The 16642-nt window shown below is 49.6% G+C and carries 15 protein-coding genes and 1 pseudogene; 9 read left to right on the forward strand and 7 right to left on the reverse strand.

Annotated features, from left to right (window positions below; all coding sequences use genetic code 11):
* The 6 genes from FDX11_RS00955 to cusR form a co-directional block, all read right to left on the reverse strand.
* On the reverse strand, window positions 1-322 hold a 322-nt coding region (locus tag FDX11_RS00955; RefSeq protein ID WP_137397304.1), incomplete at its 3' end, for a GtrA family protein.
* Window positions 323-775: 453 nt separating this feature from the next.
* Complete coding sequence (gene uspF / locus FDX11_RS00965; protein ID WP_038638520.1) at window positions 776-1204, reverse strand: universal stress protein UspF; 429 nt, start codon at window positions 1202-1204, stop codon at window positions 776-778.
* 163 nt (window positions 1205-1367) lie between these two features.
* Complete coding sequence (locus tag FDX11_RS00970) at window positions 1368-2171, reverse strand: MBL fold metallo-hydrolase (protein WP_137397306.1); 804 nt, start codon at window positions 2169-2171, stop codon at window positions 1368-1370.
* Between the two features lie 83 nt (window positions 2172-2254).
* Entirely contained in the window at window positions 2255-2464 is a 210-nt protein-coding gene (locus tag FDX11_RS00975; RefSeq protein ID WP_137366316.1) for a hypothetical protein, read from the reverse strand.
* A gap of 120 nt (window positions 2465-2584) precedes the next feature.
* Window positions 2585-4036, reverse strand: coding sequence for a Cu(+)/Ag(+) sensor histidine kinase (locus tag FDX11_RS00980; RefSeq protein ID WP_042309923.1), 1452 nt, complete (start codon window positions 4034-4036; stop codon window positions 2585-2587).
* Entirely contained in the window at window positions 4026-4709 is a 684-nt protein-coding gene (gene cusR, locus FDX11_RS00985; RefSeq protein WP_038638530.1) for a copper response regulator transcription factor CusR, read from the reverse strand. Before cusR ends, FDX11_RS00980 begins: the two co-directional genes overlap by 11 nt.
* Window positions 4710-4904: 195 nt before the next feature.
* On the opposite strand from cusR, the gene FDX11_RS00990 reads away from it, so the two are divergent.
* The 4 genes from FDX11_RS00990 (at window position 4905) to FDX11_RS01005 (ending at window position 11191) form a co-directional block, all read left to right on the forward strand.
* The gene (locus tag FDX11_RS00990) at window positions 4905-6287 is read left to right on the forward strand and encodes an efflux transporter outer membrane subunit (protein ID WP_137366156.1); all 1383 of its coding nucleotides are present in this window, start codon (window positions 4905-4907) and stop codon (window positions 6285-6287) included.
* Between the two features lie 32 nt (window positions 6288-6319).
* Complete coding sequence (cusF, locus tag FDX11_RS00995; protein ID WP_042309919.1) at window positions 6320-6667, forward strand: cation efflux system protein CusF; 348 nt, start codon at window positions 6320-6322, stop codon at window positions 6665-6667.
* A 76-nt stretch (window positions 6668-6743) separates the two neighbouring features.
* Window positions 6744-8036, forward strand: a complete 1293-nt coding sequence (locus FDX11_RS01000) for an efflux RND transporter periplasmic adaptor subunit (protein ID WP_042309918.1) — start codon at window positions 6744-6746, stop codon at window positions 8034-8036.
* An 11-nt stretch (window positions 8037-8047) separates the two neighbouring features.
* Complete coding sequence (locus tag FDX11_RS01005) at window positions 8048-11191, forward strand: CusA/CzcA family heavy metal efflux RND transporter (protein WP_042309917.1); 3144 nt, start codon at window positions 8048-8050, stop codon at window positions 11189-11191.
* 52 nt (window positions 11192-11243) lie between these two features.
* Here the strand turns inward: FDX11_RS01005 and rclR are convergent, their stop codons facing one another.
* Window positions 11244-12098, reverse strand: coding sequence for a reactive chlorine-specific transcriptional regulator RclR (rclR, locus tag FDX11_RS01010; RefSeq protein WP_042309916.1), 855 nt, complete (start codon window positions 12096-12098; stop codon window positions 11244-11246).
* A 234-nt stretch (window positions 12099-12332) separates the two neighbouring features.
* Between rclR and rclA the strand changes: the two genes are divergently transcribed.
* From rclA to FDX11_RS01035, 5 genes and pseudogenes are all read left to right on the forward strand, one after another.
* Window positions 12333-13658, forward strand: coding sequence for a reactive chlorine resistance oxidoreductase RclA (gene rclA, locus FDX11_RS01015; protein ID WP_137397307.1), 1326 nt, complete (start codon window positions 12333-12335; stop codon window positions 13656-13658).
* Window positions 13659-13673: 15 nt separating this feature from the next.
* A pseudogene (locus tag FDX11_RS01020) lies at window positions 13674-13802 on the forward strand (DUF417 family protein); the annotation flags it as partial.
* Window positions 13803-14371: 569 nt separating this feature from the next.
* On the forward strand, window positions 14372-15067 hold the full coding sequence (locus FDX11_RS01025; protein ID WP_042309913.1) for a flagellar brake protein: 696 nt from the start codon (window positions 14372-14374) through the stop codon (window positions 15065-15067).
* 21 nt (window positions 15068-15088) lie between these two features.
* Window positions 15089-15670, forward strand: a complete 582-nt coding sequence (locus tag FDX11_RS01030; RefSeq protein WP_170973568.1) for a LuxR family transcriptional regulator — start codon at window positions 15089-15091, stop codon at window positions 15668-15670.
* Window positions 15671-15768: 98 nt separating this feature from the next.
* A complete protein-coding gene (locus FDX11_RS01035) occupies window positions 15769-16536 on the forward strand; it encodes a bifunctional diguanylate cyclase/phosphodiesterase (protein ID WP_042309909.1) in 768 nt (255 codons plus the stop codon).
* Window positions 16537-16642 lie beyond the last annotated feature (106 nt).

Genomic DNA, 16642 nt, shown 5'->3' on the forward strand with positions numbered 1-16642 from the left:
AACCGCATACCAGGCTGATAGCGGAAAATATGATGAGCGTGACTATTGGAGGCAGACCGGATTTATCCGCTGCCCAGCCAACAGTCGCGCTAAGGGTTCCCATAAATCCTACATAAAGCATGTAGCGCATGGTTGTTGTGGAGGACTTGAACGTGAACTTGGCATTTGCAAAGAAGCTGAATGACACCGCCACGACAAAACCAGCGAAGTTGCCAAGTGCCTGACCTGTGTGAAACGCATATATGCAAACAGCAAACACAACCCAGTGGATTAATGTGTTAATTATGCCGATAGATGTGTACTTAGCGAATAGCTTTAACATTATAAAAATCAGTAAATTCTTGGAGGCCGAAAGTTTAGCATTTGAAAGGGGATCGATCGACATATCATGTTGGTGGGTGAGACAAAAGTGGGACACAAAAAGCTTTGCATTGGTTTGCAAGGCTTTGCATGTTTTTCGAAAATGGGACGCGTGAGCGCCGTAGTGATGGGGTAAGTTGTTGTTAGCTCAGGCAGTTCCAGGAACTTCTAAGCCGTAGGTCGTAGGTTCGAATCCTACAGGGCGTACCATTTCAAAGTAAGCCCCAATTCTTAGCTTCTGCGTACCGCTACGAACCTTCCTTCTCCAGCCATATTTCTACTTCATTAAGACTGCGTTGCACACATCTTGCTGGCTGAGCGCATTTGCGTGCTGGATAATCAGCACTGAGTGCTGATCTGCGTCGGAATAAAAACGGGCGAAAATTTACGCCCGTTTTTATTGTGTTAGCCAGTGTCAACGTACAACCAGCACCGGACATTTTGCATGGCGAACTACGGCAGAAGCCGTTGAACCCAGCAGGTAGGTGCTAAAACCGGGCTTATGCGAGGCGATGACGATAAGTTCGGCGTCAACCGCTTCCGCCAGTTTGAGGATCTGATCCTTCGGCGGGCCGTAAACGACGTGGATTTGACTCCTGCCAGCAGGAATGTTGAATTGCTTAACAATCTCTTCGAGTTTTTCGCTGGCCTTGGCCTGCAGACCACTGCGGTCCGGGAATTCGCTAGAGTAGGCCAGTCCCAGCGAGGCATAGAACGGAACGGTAGGAATAACGGCCAGAAAATGGACCTTGGCGGTTTTGGCATGCGCCTGAACCTGCGGCACAACATGGCGGGTTAAATCGGCTTCAGAGATATCAATGGGCACCAGAATTGAGCGATACATATTCACTACCTCCTGTTTGTTTACCTCTATCCTGAGTGTATCCAAGGTTGTCTCTGTATAATAAGTGACCAGATCAAGGTTACGTGCATAATTGTCGTTAATGATAAACGGGGAACGTAAGTTCCCGTTTTCTAATGCAGATGTGGGGCACGTTTTACCGCCTTTAGTTCGCCAGCACGATGACATCCCCCGTTGCCGGGGCTTTTGTTCCCGGTAGCCACATCCGTCCCCACGAACCGGTACAATGACAGCCGAGCAGTTTTTCCGGTTGCTGCTGCTTAATAAATTGCCGCGTCCGCCACAGCTTAGCGGGGGAGGCGGCGCGTAAATGGAACCCACCGATGAGGGCGTGAATTTTGCGAATGCCGGTGATGTTCTGGCAATGGCGGACGATATTTTCTATTCCCCGGTGCCCGCAGCCGGTAATGATCACCAGCCCACGGTCAGATTTATAGATCAATACGCCTTCATCGCTGATGTAATCTGGCTGAGGTGTTTTCTCGCGAATAACACCATAGGCTTGCGGTGTGGGTACGCTAATTTCCCCGGACCACAAAAAACGATCGCTTATCGCCAACGGTTCGCGGGTGTATTCCATATTCAGACGAGAGTAGTCGTTATCGCGGGAGAGTTTTTTAATTTGTCGCGGCTTTCCCGCAAGCGTTATCGACGCGTAACGCTCACAGGCTATTTGAGGATGGCAAATAATACGGCTGTTATCGGCAAGCCAGGGGACACCGCCACAATGATCGTAATGACCGTGTGACAACACCACGGCGGTTAATTGCGTCAGGTCGATCCCCATTTGCGCAGCGTTTAGTATGAAGCTGTCATCCGGCCCGGTATCAAACAGTATGGTGGTGGTTTCATCCTGAATTAACAGACTTAATCCAGGCTTTGCCCGTAATGATTTATCTGCACCAGCAGCGCGCCGATTTTCAAGCAATACCGTGAGGGTTAAAGCCATGCCTGACTCCAGTATTAAAACGGCATACTGTAGCGCACAGCTTTTGAGAGCGCTGTGATCGCAGCGCCCTTTGGCGTTATCCGTTATTGTGCAGAGTTTGCCTGCGCACGGTGTTTTTCCGCCTGTTGCTCATGGGCATAGGAATGACCATTATTTGTCGACTGATGTACTACCATCGCTTTTTCATGTTCATTCATTTGTGAAAATGATTGTGCATGGGGTGACGTTTCTGCCGCATTAACGCCTGCTGAGATAAAAAACGCGATAGCTAAAAAAGAGGACATCTTATTCATCATATTTCTCCTGTGTGGGTTTACGGAAGAAATTATAATTAGCGCACGCTGTCAGTGACGTGACAGGAATATGACGGTTAAGTCAGAGAACAGGAATGACTTAACCGTTATTACCGGAGATTAAATTGCATGCCGGGGCAGCGTCAGAATAAAGCGGGTGGCATGTGAATCAGATGTCACTGCAACTTTTCCCTGATGGGCAATGACTATCGATTTCACGATCGCAAGGCCAATACCGCTGCCTTCTCCCTTACGTTGCCGGGAAGGATCTACCCGATAGAAGCGGTCAAATAGCCGCGGAAGATGTTGCGGAGGAATTGGCGGGCCGGGGTTCTCAACGACTATCTGCACCTGTTCATCGGCCTCTTTCACCCGCACGGTCACTGACTCGCCTTTTGGCGTGTAGCGCATGGCGTTTGAAAGCAGATTACTCATTGCCCTGCGTAACATTAACGGATCGCCCGATACCCAGCATTCGCGCCCCTCAAAGCGTAAACTAACCTCACGCTCTTCTGCCCAGGCTTCGAAAAAGTCGAACACTTTACTGACCTCATCAGCCAGATTGAGCGCGGTCTTTTCCGGGATCAGTTGATTGTTGTCCGCTTGCGCCAGAAACAGCATGTCACTCACCATCTTCGACATCCGGCCAAATTCTTCGAGATTGGAATACAGCACGTCCTCCAGCTCTTTTTGGCTACGGGTCTGGCTCAGCGCAATTTCTGTTTGCGTGACCAGGTTGGTAATTGGGGTGCGGATCTCATGGGCAATATCCGCTGAGAAATTCGACTGACGTTTAAAAACATCCTCGATGCGTTCGATCATGTGATTAAACGAACTTACCAGCTGTTCCAGTTCAATAGGCACGGCTTGCGGGTCGAGGCGTACGTCGAGATCTTTCGAGGTGATATTTTGGATGCGGCGACTGACATTACGGATAGGCTCATGGCCTTTATAAACGGCGAACAGCACGATAAAAACAATCATCATACTAATCAGCGATGCTGTCATAATCAGTTTGTTTTTCAGGTCATTAATATAGTGCAGATGAAAATCGATCGATAACGCCAGGTACAGCGTATATGCCGGTTTTCCATTGGCAAGCTGTCCGACAGGCAAACGAATCATGCGCCAGTTTGATGATGTCATCTGCCCGTGCGTATGTTTGGGCGTTTGCAGCATGGGACCAGATATAATAAAGACATCGCGGGCATGGGCATTTTTATCCGGCCTTGCACTGGCAATAAATTGCCGGAGATCCGGGGTGCCAGGTGAATGAAAAATAGCCTTCTGATTGCTATCTTCCAGAGAAATAATGACGTTCGAGTAACCCGCCACGACGTTTTTTAGCGTTTCCAGTCGGCGTGATTCAGGTTCGTTCGGTTGATTAAGAATACGCTCCAGCGTGGCGCTGATCTCTTGTAAATCATTGATGTCCTGCTCGGCGAAATGCACTTTTACTGAGTGGATCATTATCCATGCGAAGGCGAAAAATGAAGCGATAGTCGCCAGACTGATAAAAAAGGTCAGTCGCGTCGCCAGGGAAAAAGGGCGTTGCCATCGTTTACTGGCCATCAGGAACCTCAAGCATATATCCCACACCGCGCACGGTCTGAATCAGTTTCGGCTCAAAGTCATTATCGATTTTGGCGCGCAGACGCTTAACGGCGACGTCGATGGCGTTGGTATCGCTGTCAAAATTCATATCCCAGACCTGAGAGGCAATCAGCGAGCGGGGTAAAACTTCTCCCTGGTGGCGCAGGAAAAACTCAAGCAGCGTAAACTCTTTGCTGGTCAGGGTGATGCGCGCCCCGCTGCGGGTGACTTTTCTACTCACCAGATCAACCATTAAATCTGCGACCTGAAACTGACTTTCGACAATCACCGCCGCGCCCCGGCGTAATAGCGTTCTGACCCGCGCCAACAGTTCGGCAAAGGCAAACGGTTTGACCAGATAATCGTCAGCGCCTAATTCCAGACCTTTAACCCGATGTTCAATAGTACCCAGCGCGGTGAGGAGAAGAATGGGCATGCCTTTGTTGGCGCTACGCAGCATGCGTACGATATCCCAGCCGTTTACATCCGGCAGCATGATGTCGAGTATGAGCAGATCGTAATCGCCGGTCATCGCCAGGTGGTACCCGTTCAGGCCGTTGTCCGCCAAATCCACGACAAAACCTGCTTCCGTCAGGCCTTTTGTCAGATATTCACCGGTTTTTTTCTCATCTTCGACTATCAAAATCTTCATCGCATTCTCCTTCTCGCACTGCTTGTGCGGACTTTCAATTCTAGGGAAGCGGGATCGGATAGCAATCGGTTATTGGGAAAATGACAGTTTTGTCATTTTCCTGTCACCGGTTAAACAGAGTCACTTCGTTAAAGTACAACCCTATAAATTCCTACATATTTTAGGGTCATCAGTCCGGTCAGGACGAGAAGAACTATGAGCAAATTTAAGCTTCTTACCCTCAGCGCGATATTCGTTCTCGCCGGTTGTTCATTAGCGCCGGACTATCAGCGCCCGGCTTTGCCGGTGCCACAGCAATTCTCCTTAAGCCAGAATGCGCTGGTGTCAGCCTCTGGGAATTATCAGGACACCGGTTGGCGGACCTTCTTCGTTGACGACCAGGTTAAGATGCTGATTGGTGAGGCGCTGGTCAATAACCGCGATTTGCGTATGGCAGTGCTGAAGGTTCAGGAGGCGCGAGCGCAATATGGCGTCACGGACGCTGACCGCTATCCGCAAATTACGGCAGGCTCCAGCGGTACCTACAGCGGTAAATTAAAAGGCGACAGCGGCACCGATCGCGAATTCGAGGCCGGGCTGAATCTCAGTTTCGATTTGGATTTTTTTGGTCGGCTGAAAAATATGAGTGAAGCCGATCGACAGAATTTCTTTGCCAGTGAAGAGGCGCGTCGGGCGGTACATATCTCATTAATCTCTAACGTGTCGCAAAGTTATTTCAATCAACGTCTGGCTTATGCACAACTGCAAATTGCCGAAGAAACGCTGCAAAACTATCAGCGTTCCTACGCCTTTGTTGAAAAACAACTGGTCACCGGTAGCACTAACGTACTGGCGCTGGAACAGGCGCGGGGCGTGATTGAAAGTACGCGCAGCGAAATCGCGAAGCGTAAAGGTGAACTGGCGCAGGCGAACAACGCGCTGCAACTGTTGCTGGGTACCTACGGAAAATTACCCGAGGATCGGGCGCTCAGTCGCGGAGATATTAAACCGGTTACGCTGCCGCCATCACTCTCGTCGCAGATACTGTTGCAGCGCCCGGATATTATGGAAGCTGAGCACGGATTAATGGCGGCGAATGCCAATATCGGCGCCGCGCGGGCGGCATTTTTCCCGTCGATTACCCTGACCAGCTCCGTGTCCAGTAGCAGCAGCGATCTCTCCAGCTTATTTAATGCTGCCAGCGGCATGTGGAATTTTGTCCCCAAAATAGATATTCCCATTTTTAACGCCGGACGTAATCAGTCCAATCTCGATCTGGCTGAAATTCGCCAACAGCAGTCGGTGGTGAATTACGAACAAAAAATTCAGGGCGCATTTAAAGAGGTGGCGGATGCGCTGGCGTTGCGCCAAAGCATTGCCGAGCAAATTAGCGGCCAGCAGCGCTACCTGGCGTCATTGCAAATCACCCTACAACGTGCCAGAGCGCTGTATCAGAATGGCGCGGTTAGCTATATCGAAGTTCTGGACGCCGAACGTTCTTTATTTGCCACGCAGCAATCGCTGCTCGATCTTAATTACGCCCAGCAGGTTAATGAAATTAAGCTGTTTGCTGCCTTAGGCGGCGGTTGGGTGGAGTAATCCTTAATATTAACTTTTCAGGAGCATCAATTATGAATACTACCGCCAAAGCCGTGCTGTTAAGCCTTTTCTCTGTGGTCATATTTAACGCTCAGGCCAATGAGCATCAACATAGCGAGATGATGAATATGCAGCCGGCGGCTCAGCAGGAACAACGCATTAGCGCTACCGGGGTGATTGAAGCTGTTGATATGGAGAGTAAAAAAGTCACGATTAAACATGATCCTATTCCGGCGGTGAACTGGCCGGCCATGACGATGCGTTTTACGCTGGTGGCCGATACCAGGGCTGACGATATTAAGCCGGGTGATAAGGTCGCGTTTACGTTTGTTCAGCAGGGAAATATCTCTGTTTTACGCGATATTCACATCAGTAAATAACGTTCTCGCTGGTCTCTTTAATTCTTGCCCGGGTTCTTGCGAGCGCGGGTGAGATTATCGCGCAATGGAAATCATTATGGCGTCTTTAAATATTAAAAATACCGCGCTTATTCTCGCTGGCATGATTGCAGGCGGAATTATTTCTGTCGGTGTTTATACTTATTATTCATCCGCAAAAGTATCGACCGAAACCGGACAGGCTTCGCCAAAAGAAGCCAGAAAAGTTCTGTTCTGGTATGACCCCATGTATCCGAATACGCGTTTTGACAAGCCGGGCAAATCGCCGTTCATGGATATGGATTTAATCCCGAAATATGCCGATGAAGAGACCGCAAGCGCGTCAGCACCTGGTGTGCGCATCGATCCCACTCAGACCCAGAATCTGGGGCTAAAAACGGAACCCGTGCGTCGGGGACCACTGCACTATGCGCAAACTTTCCCGGCTAACGTGAGCTATAACGAATACCAGTTTGTTATTGTCCAGGCACGCTCCGCTGGCTTTATCGAGAAGGTTTACCCGCTCACTGTGGGTGACAAAATCAAGAAGGGTTCTCCGCTCATTGACCTGACGATTCCTGACTGGGTTGAGGCGCAGAGCGAATATTTGCTGCTGCGCGAGACCGGCGGCAGCGTGACGCAGGTGGAAGGGATTCTGGAGCGATTACGCCTTGCCGGTATGCCGGAAGCGGATATCCAGCGTTTAAAGTCGACGCGTAAAATTCAGACCCGCTTTACCCTGAAAGCCCCCATTGATGGGGTGATCACCGCATTCGATTTGCGTACCGGCATGAATATTTCCAAAGACAATGTGGTCGCGAAAATTCAGGGAATGGATCCGGTATGGGTCAGCGCGTCGGTCCCGGAATCTATTGCCTGGCTGATTAAAGACGCCTCGCAATTTCGCATCACGGTTCCTGCCTGGCCGGATAAGCCATTCACCATCAGTAAGTGGAGTATTTTGCCAAGCGTTGATGCCACCACGCGTACCCTCCAGCTGCGTTTGCAGGTTGATAACCCCGACGAAGCGCTCAAGCCTGGAATGAATGCTTACCTGCAATTGAAAACGCAAAGCGAGCCGATGCTGCTGATCCCGTCTAAAGCGTTAATTGATACGGGTACCGAACAGCGGGTGATTACCGTTGATCAGGAAGGTCGATTTGTGCCGAAGCAGGTGGCTGTTTTCCATGAATCTCAGGGGCAGACGGCTATTCGCTCAGGCCTGACTGAAGGTGAAAAAGTGGTGTCCAGCGGTCTGTTCCTGATTGACTCCGAGGCGAATATTTCTGGTGCCCTTGACCGTATGCGCGCCCAGAACAGTGGTGCGCAAGACGCAGGCGCGATGCCGGCCCAGGCGACCCATTCACATTGAGGATATGATAAATGATTGAATGGATTATCCGCCGTTCAGTGGCAAACCGTTTCCTGGTGATGATGGGGGCGCTGTTTCTCAGCATCTGGGGAACCTGGACCATCATTAACACGCCGGTTGATGCGCTGCCCGATCTCTCTGATGTCCAGGTGATAGTCAAAACCAGCTACCCCGGACAGGCCCCGCAAATCGTTGAGAATCAGGTCACTTATCCGCTGACCACCACCATGCTGTCGGTACCCGGCGCGAAAACGGTGCGTGGCTTCTCGCAGTTTGGCGATTCCTACGTCTACGTCATTTTCGAGGATGGTACCGATCCTTACTGGGCGCGCTCGCGCGTACTGGAATATCTCAACCAGGTGCAGGGAAAATTACCGGCAGGCGTTAGTGCTGAAATGGGGCCGGACGCCACGGGCGTCGGCTGGATCTTTGAATATGCGCTGGTGGATCGCAGCGGAAAACATGACCTCGCGGAATTACGTTCTCTTCAGGACTGGTTCTTAAAATATGAGTTAAAAACGATTCCTAACGTGGCGGAAGTGGCCTCGGTGGGCGGCGTGGTTAAACAGTACCAGGTGGTTATCGACCCGATGAAGCTGACGCAATATGGCATCAGCCTGGCGGAGGTGAAATCTGCGCTGGATACGTCAAATCAGGAAGCGGGCGGCTCGTCTGTGGAGATGGCCGAAGCCGAATATATGGTTCGTGCCAGTGGCTATCTGCAAACGCTTGATGATTTTAATAACATCGTCCTGAAAACCGGGGCCGACGGTGTACCGGTTTATCTGCGCGATGTGGCACGCGTCCAGATTGGGCCGGAAATGCGCCGTGGGATCGCCGAACTCAATGGCGAAGGCGAAGTCGCGGGTGGCGTGGTTATTCTACGATCCGGTAAAAATGCGCGTGAGGTGATCTCTGCCGTTAAAGCCAAACTCGATACGCTGAAAAGCAGCCTGCCGGAAGGCGTTGAGGTAGTTACAACATACGATCGCAGTCAGCTTATCGATCGCGCCATTGATAACCTGAGCTACAAGCTACTGGAGGAGTTTATCGTCGTTGCGCTGGTGTGCGCGCTGTTCCTGTGGCATCTGCGTTCGGCATTGGTGGCGATTATTTCCCTGCCGTTGGGGCTGTGTATCGCGTTTATCGTGATGCATTTCCAGGGGCTGAACGCCAATATTATGTCGCTCGGGGGAATTGCTATTGCCGTTGGGGCGATGGTTGATGCGGCAATCGTGATGATTGAGAACGCCCATAAGCGACTGGAAGAGTGGGGGCATCAGCATCCGGGTGAAAAGCTAGATAACGCCACGCGCTGGAAGGTCATTACCGACGCCTCGGTGGAAGTTGGCCCGGCATTGTTCATCAGCTTGCTGATTATCACGTTGTCATTTATCCCTATTTTCACCCTTGAAGGGCAGGAAGGGCGGCTGTTTGGTCCGCTGGCGTTCACCAAAACCTATGCCATGGCGGGCGCGGCATTTCTGGCCATTGTGGTTATTCCGATCCTGATGGGGTTCTGGATCCGCGGCAAAATACCAGCGGAAAGCAGCAACCCGCTTAACCGCTTCCTGATCCGTATTTACCATCCGCTATTGCTGAAGGTGCTGCACTGGCCCAAAACCACTATCCTGGTCGCGGTGCTGTCAATACTGACGGTTATCTACCCGCTGAATAAAGTCGGTGGTGAATTCCTGCCGCAGATTAACGAAGGCGATTTGCTGTATATGCCTTCGACACTGCCGGGGATTTCGGCGGCGCAGGCGGCGGACATGCTGCAAAAAACCGATAAGCTGATCATGACCGTTCCTGAAGTGGCGCGCGTATTTGGTAAAACCGGCAAGGCGGAAACCGCAACAGATTCCGCGCCGCTGGAAATGGTTGAAACGACGATCCAACTGAAGCCGCAGGATCAGTGGCGTCCGGGTATGACGATGGACAAAATCATCGCCGAGCTGGACAAAACCGTGCGCTTGCCGGGGCTGGCGAATCTGTGGGTGCCACCTATTCGTAACCGCATCGACATGCTCTCTACCGGGATAAAAAGCCCTATCGGGATTAAAGTGTCAGGTAACGTGCTGGCTGATATAGATGCCACGGCGGAACAAATTGAAGAGGTGGCCAGAACCGTGCCAGGCGTCGCCTCTGCGTTAGCTGAGCGTCTGGTAGGGGGACGCTATCTCAACGTGGATATTAATCGTGAGAAAGCGGCCCGTTATGGCATGACCGTTGGCGATGTACAGCTGTTTGTGACCTCCGCTGTGGGGGGCGCGATGGTGGGCGAAACGGTAGAAGGGATCGCGCGTTATCCTATCAACCTTCGCTATGCGCAGAGCTATCGCGATAGCCCGCAAGCGCTGCGTAATTTGCCCATTCTGACCCCCATGAAACAGCAAATCACCTTGGCTGATGTGGCGGATGTCACGGTCGTTTCTGGGCCGTCAATGTTAAAAACCGAAGATGCGCGACCCACCAGTTGGATTTACATCGATGCCCGCGATCGTGACATGGTTTCGGTGGTGAACGATCTGCAAAAAGCGATCGCGGAAAAGGTACAGTTAAAGCCGGGGACCAGCGTGGCGTTCTCCGGTCAGTTCGAACTGCTTGAACGCGCCAGTCATAAGCTCAAATTGATGGTGCCGATGACGCTGATGATTATCTTCGTCCTGCTTTATCTGGCTTTCCGTCGCTTTGGCGAAGCGCTGCTGATTATCACCAGCGTTCCCTTTGCGCTGGTAGGGGGGATCTGGTTCCTCTACTGGATGGGGTTCCATATGTCGGTCGCGACCGGAACCGGGTTTATTGCTCTGGCTGGCGTGGCCGCGGAGTTTGGCGTGGTGATGCTGATGTATCTACGTCACGCCATAGAAGCAGAGCCCGCGCTGGAAAATCCGCAAACCTTTACGGCAGATAAACTGGATGAAGCGTTATATCACGGCGCAGTACTGCGCGTGCGCCCGAAAGCAATGACCGTGGCGGTGATTATCGCCGGGCTGTTGCCCATCTTGTGGGGGACAGGAGCCGGGTCAGAAGTGATGAGCCGCATCGCCGCACCGATGATTGGCGGCATGATTACTGCGCCGCTGTTGTCGCTATTCATTATTCCGGCAGCCTATAAGCTGATGTGGCTGCACAGACATCGCAAGCAAAAGTAACCTTATCAATCATACGCCTGTCTTCGGTTTGTACCCCGAAACAGGCGTAGCTCTATGCTTCCAGCGCTTTCACGCGTTTGCGGTACTCGCCCGGCGTACAGCCGAATTCGCGTAGAAAGACTTTATAAAACGATGACTCGCTGGCGTAGCCCACCGATTCAGCTACCACAATCAATGGTTGAGATCCGCGTGACAACATCTGAGCGGCGATTTGCAGGCGCAAAGTGGTTAACACCGCCAGCGGTGTGGCGTTTGAGACTTCACGGAATAATTGCGCAAAGCTGGCCCGCGACATGTGTACGCGTTTCGCCAGCTCTTCGACGGTCCACGCAAAGGACGGTGATTCGAGCATCAGAAACACCACGGCTCCGAGTTTGGGGTGCAGCAGTAAATTCAACACGTTTTGTGCGGGCGATGCTCTGGTTAACCACTCACGAACGGCTAAGGCGAACAGCGTGGCGCATTGTTGGCTGCATACAGCGCTGGAACCCGGCAACCCACTGATGGATTCCTGTTGTAATAGCGCAATCACGGCCTTGAGCCAGTGGCTGACGGGACTCTTTTCTTCTGGCGCCAGAATCAGTGCTTCCGGTAGCGCGGTTAAAAAATAGCGCGAGGTGGCGTGCAGTCGCAGGCTACCGCAAACGATATGCGTTTGTTCATCCCCTGACTGGCAAAGTCGATGGGCGGAGTTCTGCGGCAGGATAACGAGAGTCCCTGGTCGCAGGGTGAAAGATGTCCCATCGGGCATATCAAGTTGGGCTGCCCCCTGAGTGACCGTATGCCAGCGGATAACGGACAGCTCGCCCGCCGCATGCGGCAGTTGCCAGTCTCTGCTCAGTAAACAGTTTTGATCGATCGAGCCTTGCGGATCGTTAAGCATGAGTAATCGACTTAGAGTATCCATGAAGACTCCTGAGCAGTTTTAACCGCTGTTATTTTGGCGGGATTATCTCGCTAATTCAAAATTAAAGTAATACATTTAAAGTGTTAATTTATTATGCTTATATGTTTCGTGAAAGAGATTAAAAGTGATTTAGACGATTTGACAGTAATGAGCGCGTTCTGGATACGTTTTCCTTGCATGGTTACCCTTATACTTCAGTTCAACAAATGAACAGTGATCAGGCGGAGAGACAGCATGAATCAGTATCAGGCGATTATTATTGGATTTGGCAAAGCGGGTAAAACGCTGGCAGCTACCCTGGCAAAAACGGGCTGGCGAGTAGCGATTGTTGAACAGTCGAACACCATGTATGGCGGGACATGCATCAACATCGGCTGTATTCCAACTAAAACCCTGGTACACGACGCTGAACTCCAGCATGACTTTGCTGCGGCGATGCAGCGCAAGGCTGCCGTTGTCAGTTTCCTGCGCGATAAAAACTTCCATAATCTGGCCGATCTGGAAAATGTAGATGTGATCGACGGTCGTGCTGAATTTGTCGATAACCGTACTGTGCGGGTCGTGCAGTCAACTGGCGCGATTGAGCTAAGCGGCGAGAAGATCTTTATTAATACCGGTGCGCAGTCAACGATGCCAAACGTAGAAGGGTTAACCACCACACCGGGTGTGTTCGACAGTACCGGGCTGTTGAATTTGACGCAACGGCCTGAACGTTTGGGAATTTTGGGTGGCGGTTACATTGGTGTGGAGTTCGCATCAATGTTTGCCAACTTTGGCAGCAAAGTCACCCTTTATGAAGCCGCTCCGCTGTTTTTAGCCCGCGAAGATCGGGATATTGCCGAAGCTATCGCCGGGATTTTACGCGACAAAGGGGTTGAGATTATCCTTAACGCCAACGTACAGGCGGTTTCGTCCGTGGACGGCGCGGTACTGGTGAAAATGCCGGGAGGCGTCCAGACTGTGGATGCGCTGCTGGTGGCATCGGGCCGCAAACCGGCGACCGAAAATCTGCAGTTGCAGAAAGCGGGTGTGGATGTAAACGACCGCGGCGCCATTATCGTGAATAAATATCTGCGTACCTCGGCAGATAATATTTGGGCAATGGGCGATGTCACCGGCGGGTTGCAGTTCACTTATATCTCACTGGATGATTTCCGTATTGTGCGTGACAACCTGTTAGGCGAGGGGGGACGTCACACCGGCGATCGTCAAAATATACCGTATTCCGTCTTTATGACGCCGCCGCTTTCCCGCGTGGGGATGACCGAAGAACAGGCCCGCGCCAGCGGTGCTTCTGTGCAGGTAGTCACGCTACCGGTGGCGGCGATTCCGCGTGCGCGAGTGATGGATGACACCCGTGGCGTACTTAAAGCGGTGGTGGATAGCGAAACGAAACAGATATTAGGTGTTTCGCTATTATGTGTGGATTCGCATGAGATGATTAATATCATCAAGACGGTTATGGATGCAGGATTACCCTATACAACTTTACGCGATCAAATATTTACCCATCCGAGTATGAGTGAATCATTAAACGATCTCTTTTCTCTCGTTAAATAATAAAAGCGCAGGGAAGATATACACCACGGATTTCCGTACTTGTCTGGAGCTGGACCTCTGGTGTTGAAGGATACGTTAATGCTGGCGGGAGTGGTGATGATCGTTGCAGATTCAGTCAGCTCAATCGTTATGCAGCGGTATTGAATTTTTAACGTTGTACCCTCTGTAAGGTAGCAAGCCACTCTAGTTCGATTCGGTATTTACCGGGCCAGCAGGATGCTGGCTTTTTTCTGACTTAAGGGAAATTTATTTAATATATAAAATGTAACTATTCACTTTATAACAATAACGAGTCAGGGCTGTTTTGGCAGTTAATGATATGAAGAGGTGAGTACCATACGCACTGATGACAAAAGCGCGACAACCTGCGCATCGCCCAACCATCCCAATACCTTCATTTTTCTCTATTTTTTTCTGTGCAATTCTTGCTATTTGTTATCTCAAAACAGTATCTTAAATAAAATTATTATTCATTTTTGTTATAGTTAATCCATAAGTTCGCGTGGTTTTAAGCGCGGCTTAAGCTAGAATTATCCTGATTAAATGTTTTTACGTATCAATAATTGGCTAAAGATAGTTAAAAACTTAATTTTTAACCAACTGTCTGACATGGAATCCACTATGGTAATTAAGCACCAGGGCGGATGCTGATCTCGCGTTTTTGGGTAACCAAAAGCGGGACATATCTTAAATATGGAAATAAGGGTTTTAGAATGAGCTTTGGATTAGCAAAGGACAACAAGTTTGAAATCATCGCTATCCTTCGTGAAGAGCTGCACAAGAAAACGAAACTGGAAGTCTTATGCGAAAACAGTAGCGTTATCACACAGCTAGATAAGGTCGATTTCGAACGGTTTGTCATCTCCGGCCATGAAGAGATTGTGCCTGAAAAGGTCCAATACTTTATCCTGCACAGCGAAAGCGGGATTGTAAAATTTAGTGCCAGATTTGAACAAACTCCACCAGCAGGTGCGGAGGCAGGATTATCCTACCTCATCCCGGATATGATTTTCTTTGCCCAGCAGCGACAAAATCAGCGTTTTTCCTTCCTGAAGGGTTATGACTTTTTCTGTTTTGGTCGTTACAAAAACGGAGAAAACTACTCTTTCAGGATTAAAAACATCTCTCAGGGTGGCTGTGCGTTAATTGTTAAAGATGTAAATACCCGCTTTGTTTATAAAGATGCGGTGATTAAAAATGCCTCGCTGGAGTTTGATACGTTTGGCAGTTTACAGCTGGATTTAAAAGTGATCGATGTCGTCACGATCAATGAGTTTGATGAGGATAATCAGTTGTACTCCTGTCATCAGATCTCGTGTGAGTTCGATTTTAAAAATCGTCGTGAAGAGGCTGAAGTCGAGAAAATTATTATCAAATTTTTAATGAGTAACAAGATCAGAAGCTTATAAGGAGCGGTAAACAGGATGTTGATGTGTGGCAATGATAATTTTGTGGGCAACGGTATGTTCGCCTACCTGACCAGCAAACAAGTACCCGTACAAACATTCCAGTTTGAGGATATGTTGCATCAGTCATCATTATGTCAGCATCAAACCATGGTTTTTAATATCATTAATAATGAACAACCGTGTTCAGACGTCGTACAGTTTCTGAATAAAAATCGATTCAAGTTCTATAATAACGTCGTAGTGATTGTGGCTGACAGTTTGGTGGCGAAATTATGCGTGGAGTTATTATATATTGAGAAAGCAATAGTGTTGACTGAGAAATCTTCACTGCGAGATTTCGGTCAATTGGCGACGTTGTCGGTCGGGAAATGGAATCCCCGGCTGTATCGTTCGCAGAAAAGGTTAACTGAAAGGGAACAGCAGATCCTGAGTTTGCTGGTAAGTGGTTATACCGCTAAAGAAATTTCTGAATTAGTGAACCTTAACTATAAAACCATTCAGGCTCATAAAATGCGAGTCGTCGCCAAGTTGGGACTGAACAATACTTCTGATTTAAATAAATTAATTGTCAGATTCACCCATCGTATGTCTTTTTTACCCTAGTCTGGTGATTCTTTTCTGATGTAAAACATCTCATAGTAGATATAATTCGGGAGCGATGTGACTGGTTTTAAATTATATGATTTGTAGAGGTAGAGGGAATGTTTAATTCCAACGAGGTGCTCACCGCGCTTGAACAGGCATTGAATACCAGTCAGTTTTATATGGTTTATCAGCCCATTTTTAATTTGCACACTCAGCAAATTAGCGGATTTGAAGCATTAATGCGTTGGAACAGCCCTCAGATGGGGATGATCTCTCCCGATATTTTTATTACGTTATTGGAAGACAGCGGCAATATCATTTCAATTGAAGACATGGTTACCCACACCCCCTGGGATGTGGCGACTTCCTGGCCCGATCCTCTTGTATTATCAATCAATATTTCCGCACTTGAATTTTGTGACCCTCTCTTACCCCAACGCGTCAGACGTAATCTCACCCTCTGTGGGCTACCGCCTTATCGGTGCCAAATTGAGGTGACGGAAACGTCACCACTGCGCGACAGCCAAATAGCGGTTAACAATATGCTGGAGCTAAAGGATATCGGGGTTAAACTCGCTCTTGATGATTTTGGTACTGGTCACGCGAATCTTAATTATCTGCTGAAGTATCCTTTTGATACCCTAAAAATTGATAAGGAATTTGTTGCTGGCATTGAGCCCGATACCCGATCGACAAAGATTGTGGAGGGCATTATTTCACTGGCACACAATTTTGGTATTGAAGTTCTCGCCGAAGGGGTGGAAACCCAGTCCCAACTGGACCGTTTAATGCAGATTGGCTGTGACAAAATTCAGGGCTTTTTCATTTCTCCGCCGGTGTTAGCAGAAGAAATCCCGTTACTCCTGACGCAGTATAATCGTTAATCCCACCTTTTTACGTTTCCCAACCCCTTGATTGTTCAGCGTTGTTGGTAAGCCCGTAGGGCCGATAAGCGTAGCGCATCAGACAGCCCTGAAAGGCAAAAAAAAG

Origin of the sequence: Citrobacter sp. wls714 (genome assembly GCF_005281025.1) — a bacterium.
Lineage (GTDB): Bacteria > Pseudomonadota > Gammaproteobacteria > Enterobacterales > Enterobacteriaceae > Citrobacter > Citrobacter werkmanii.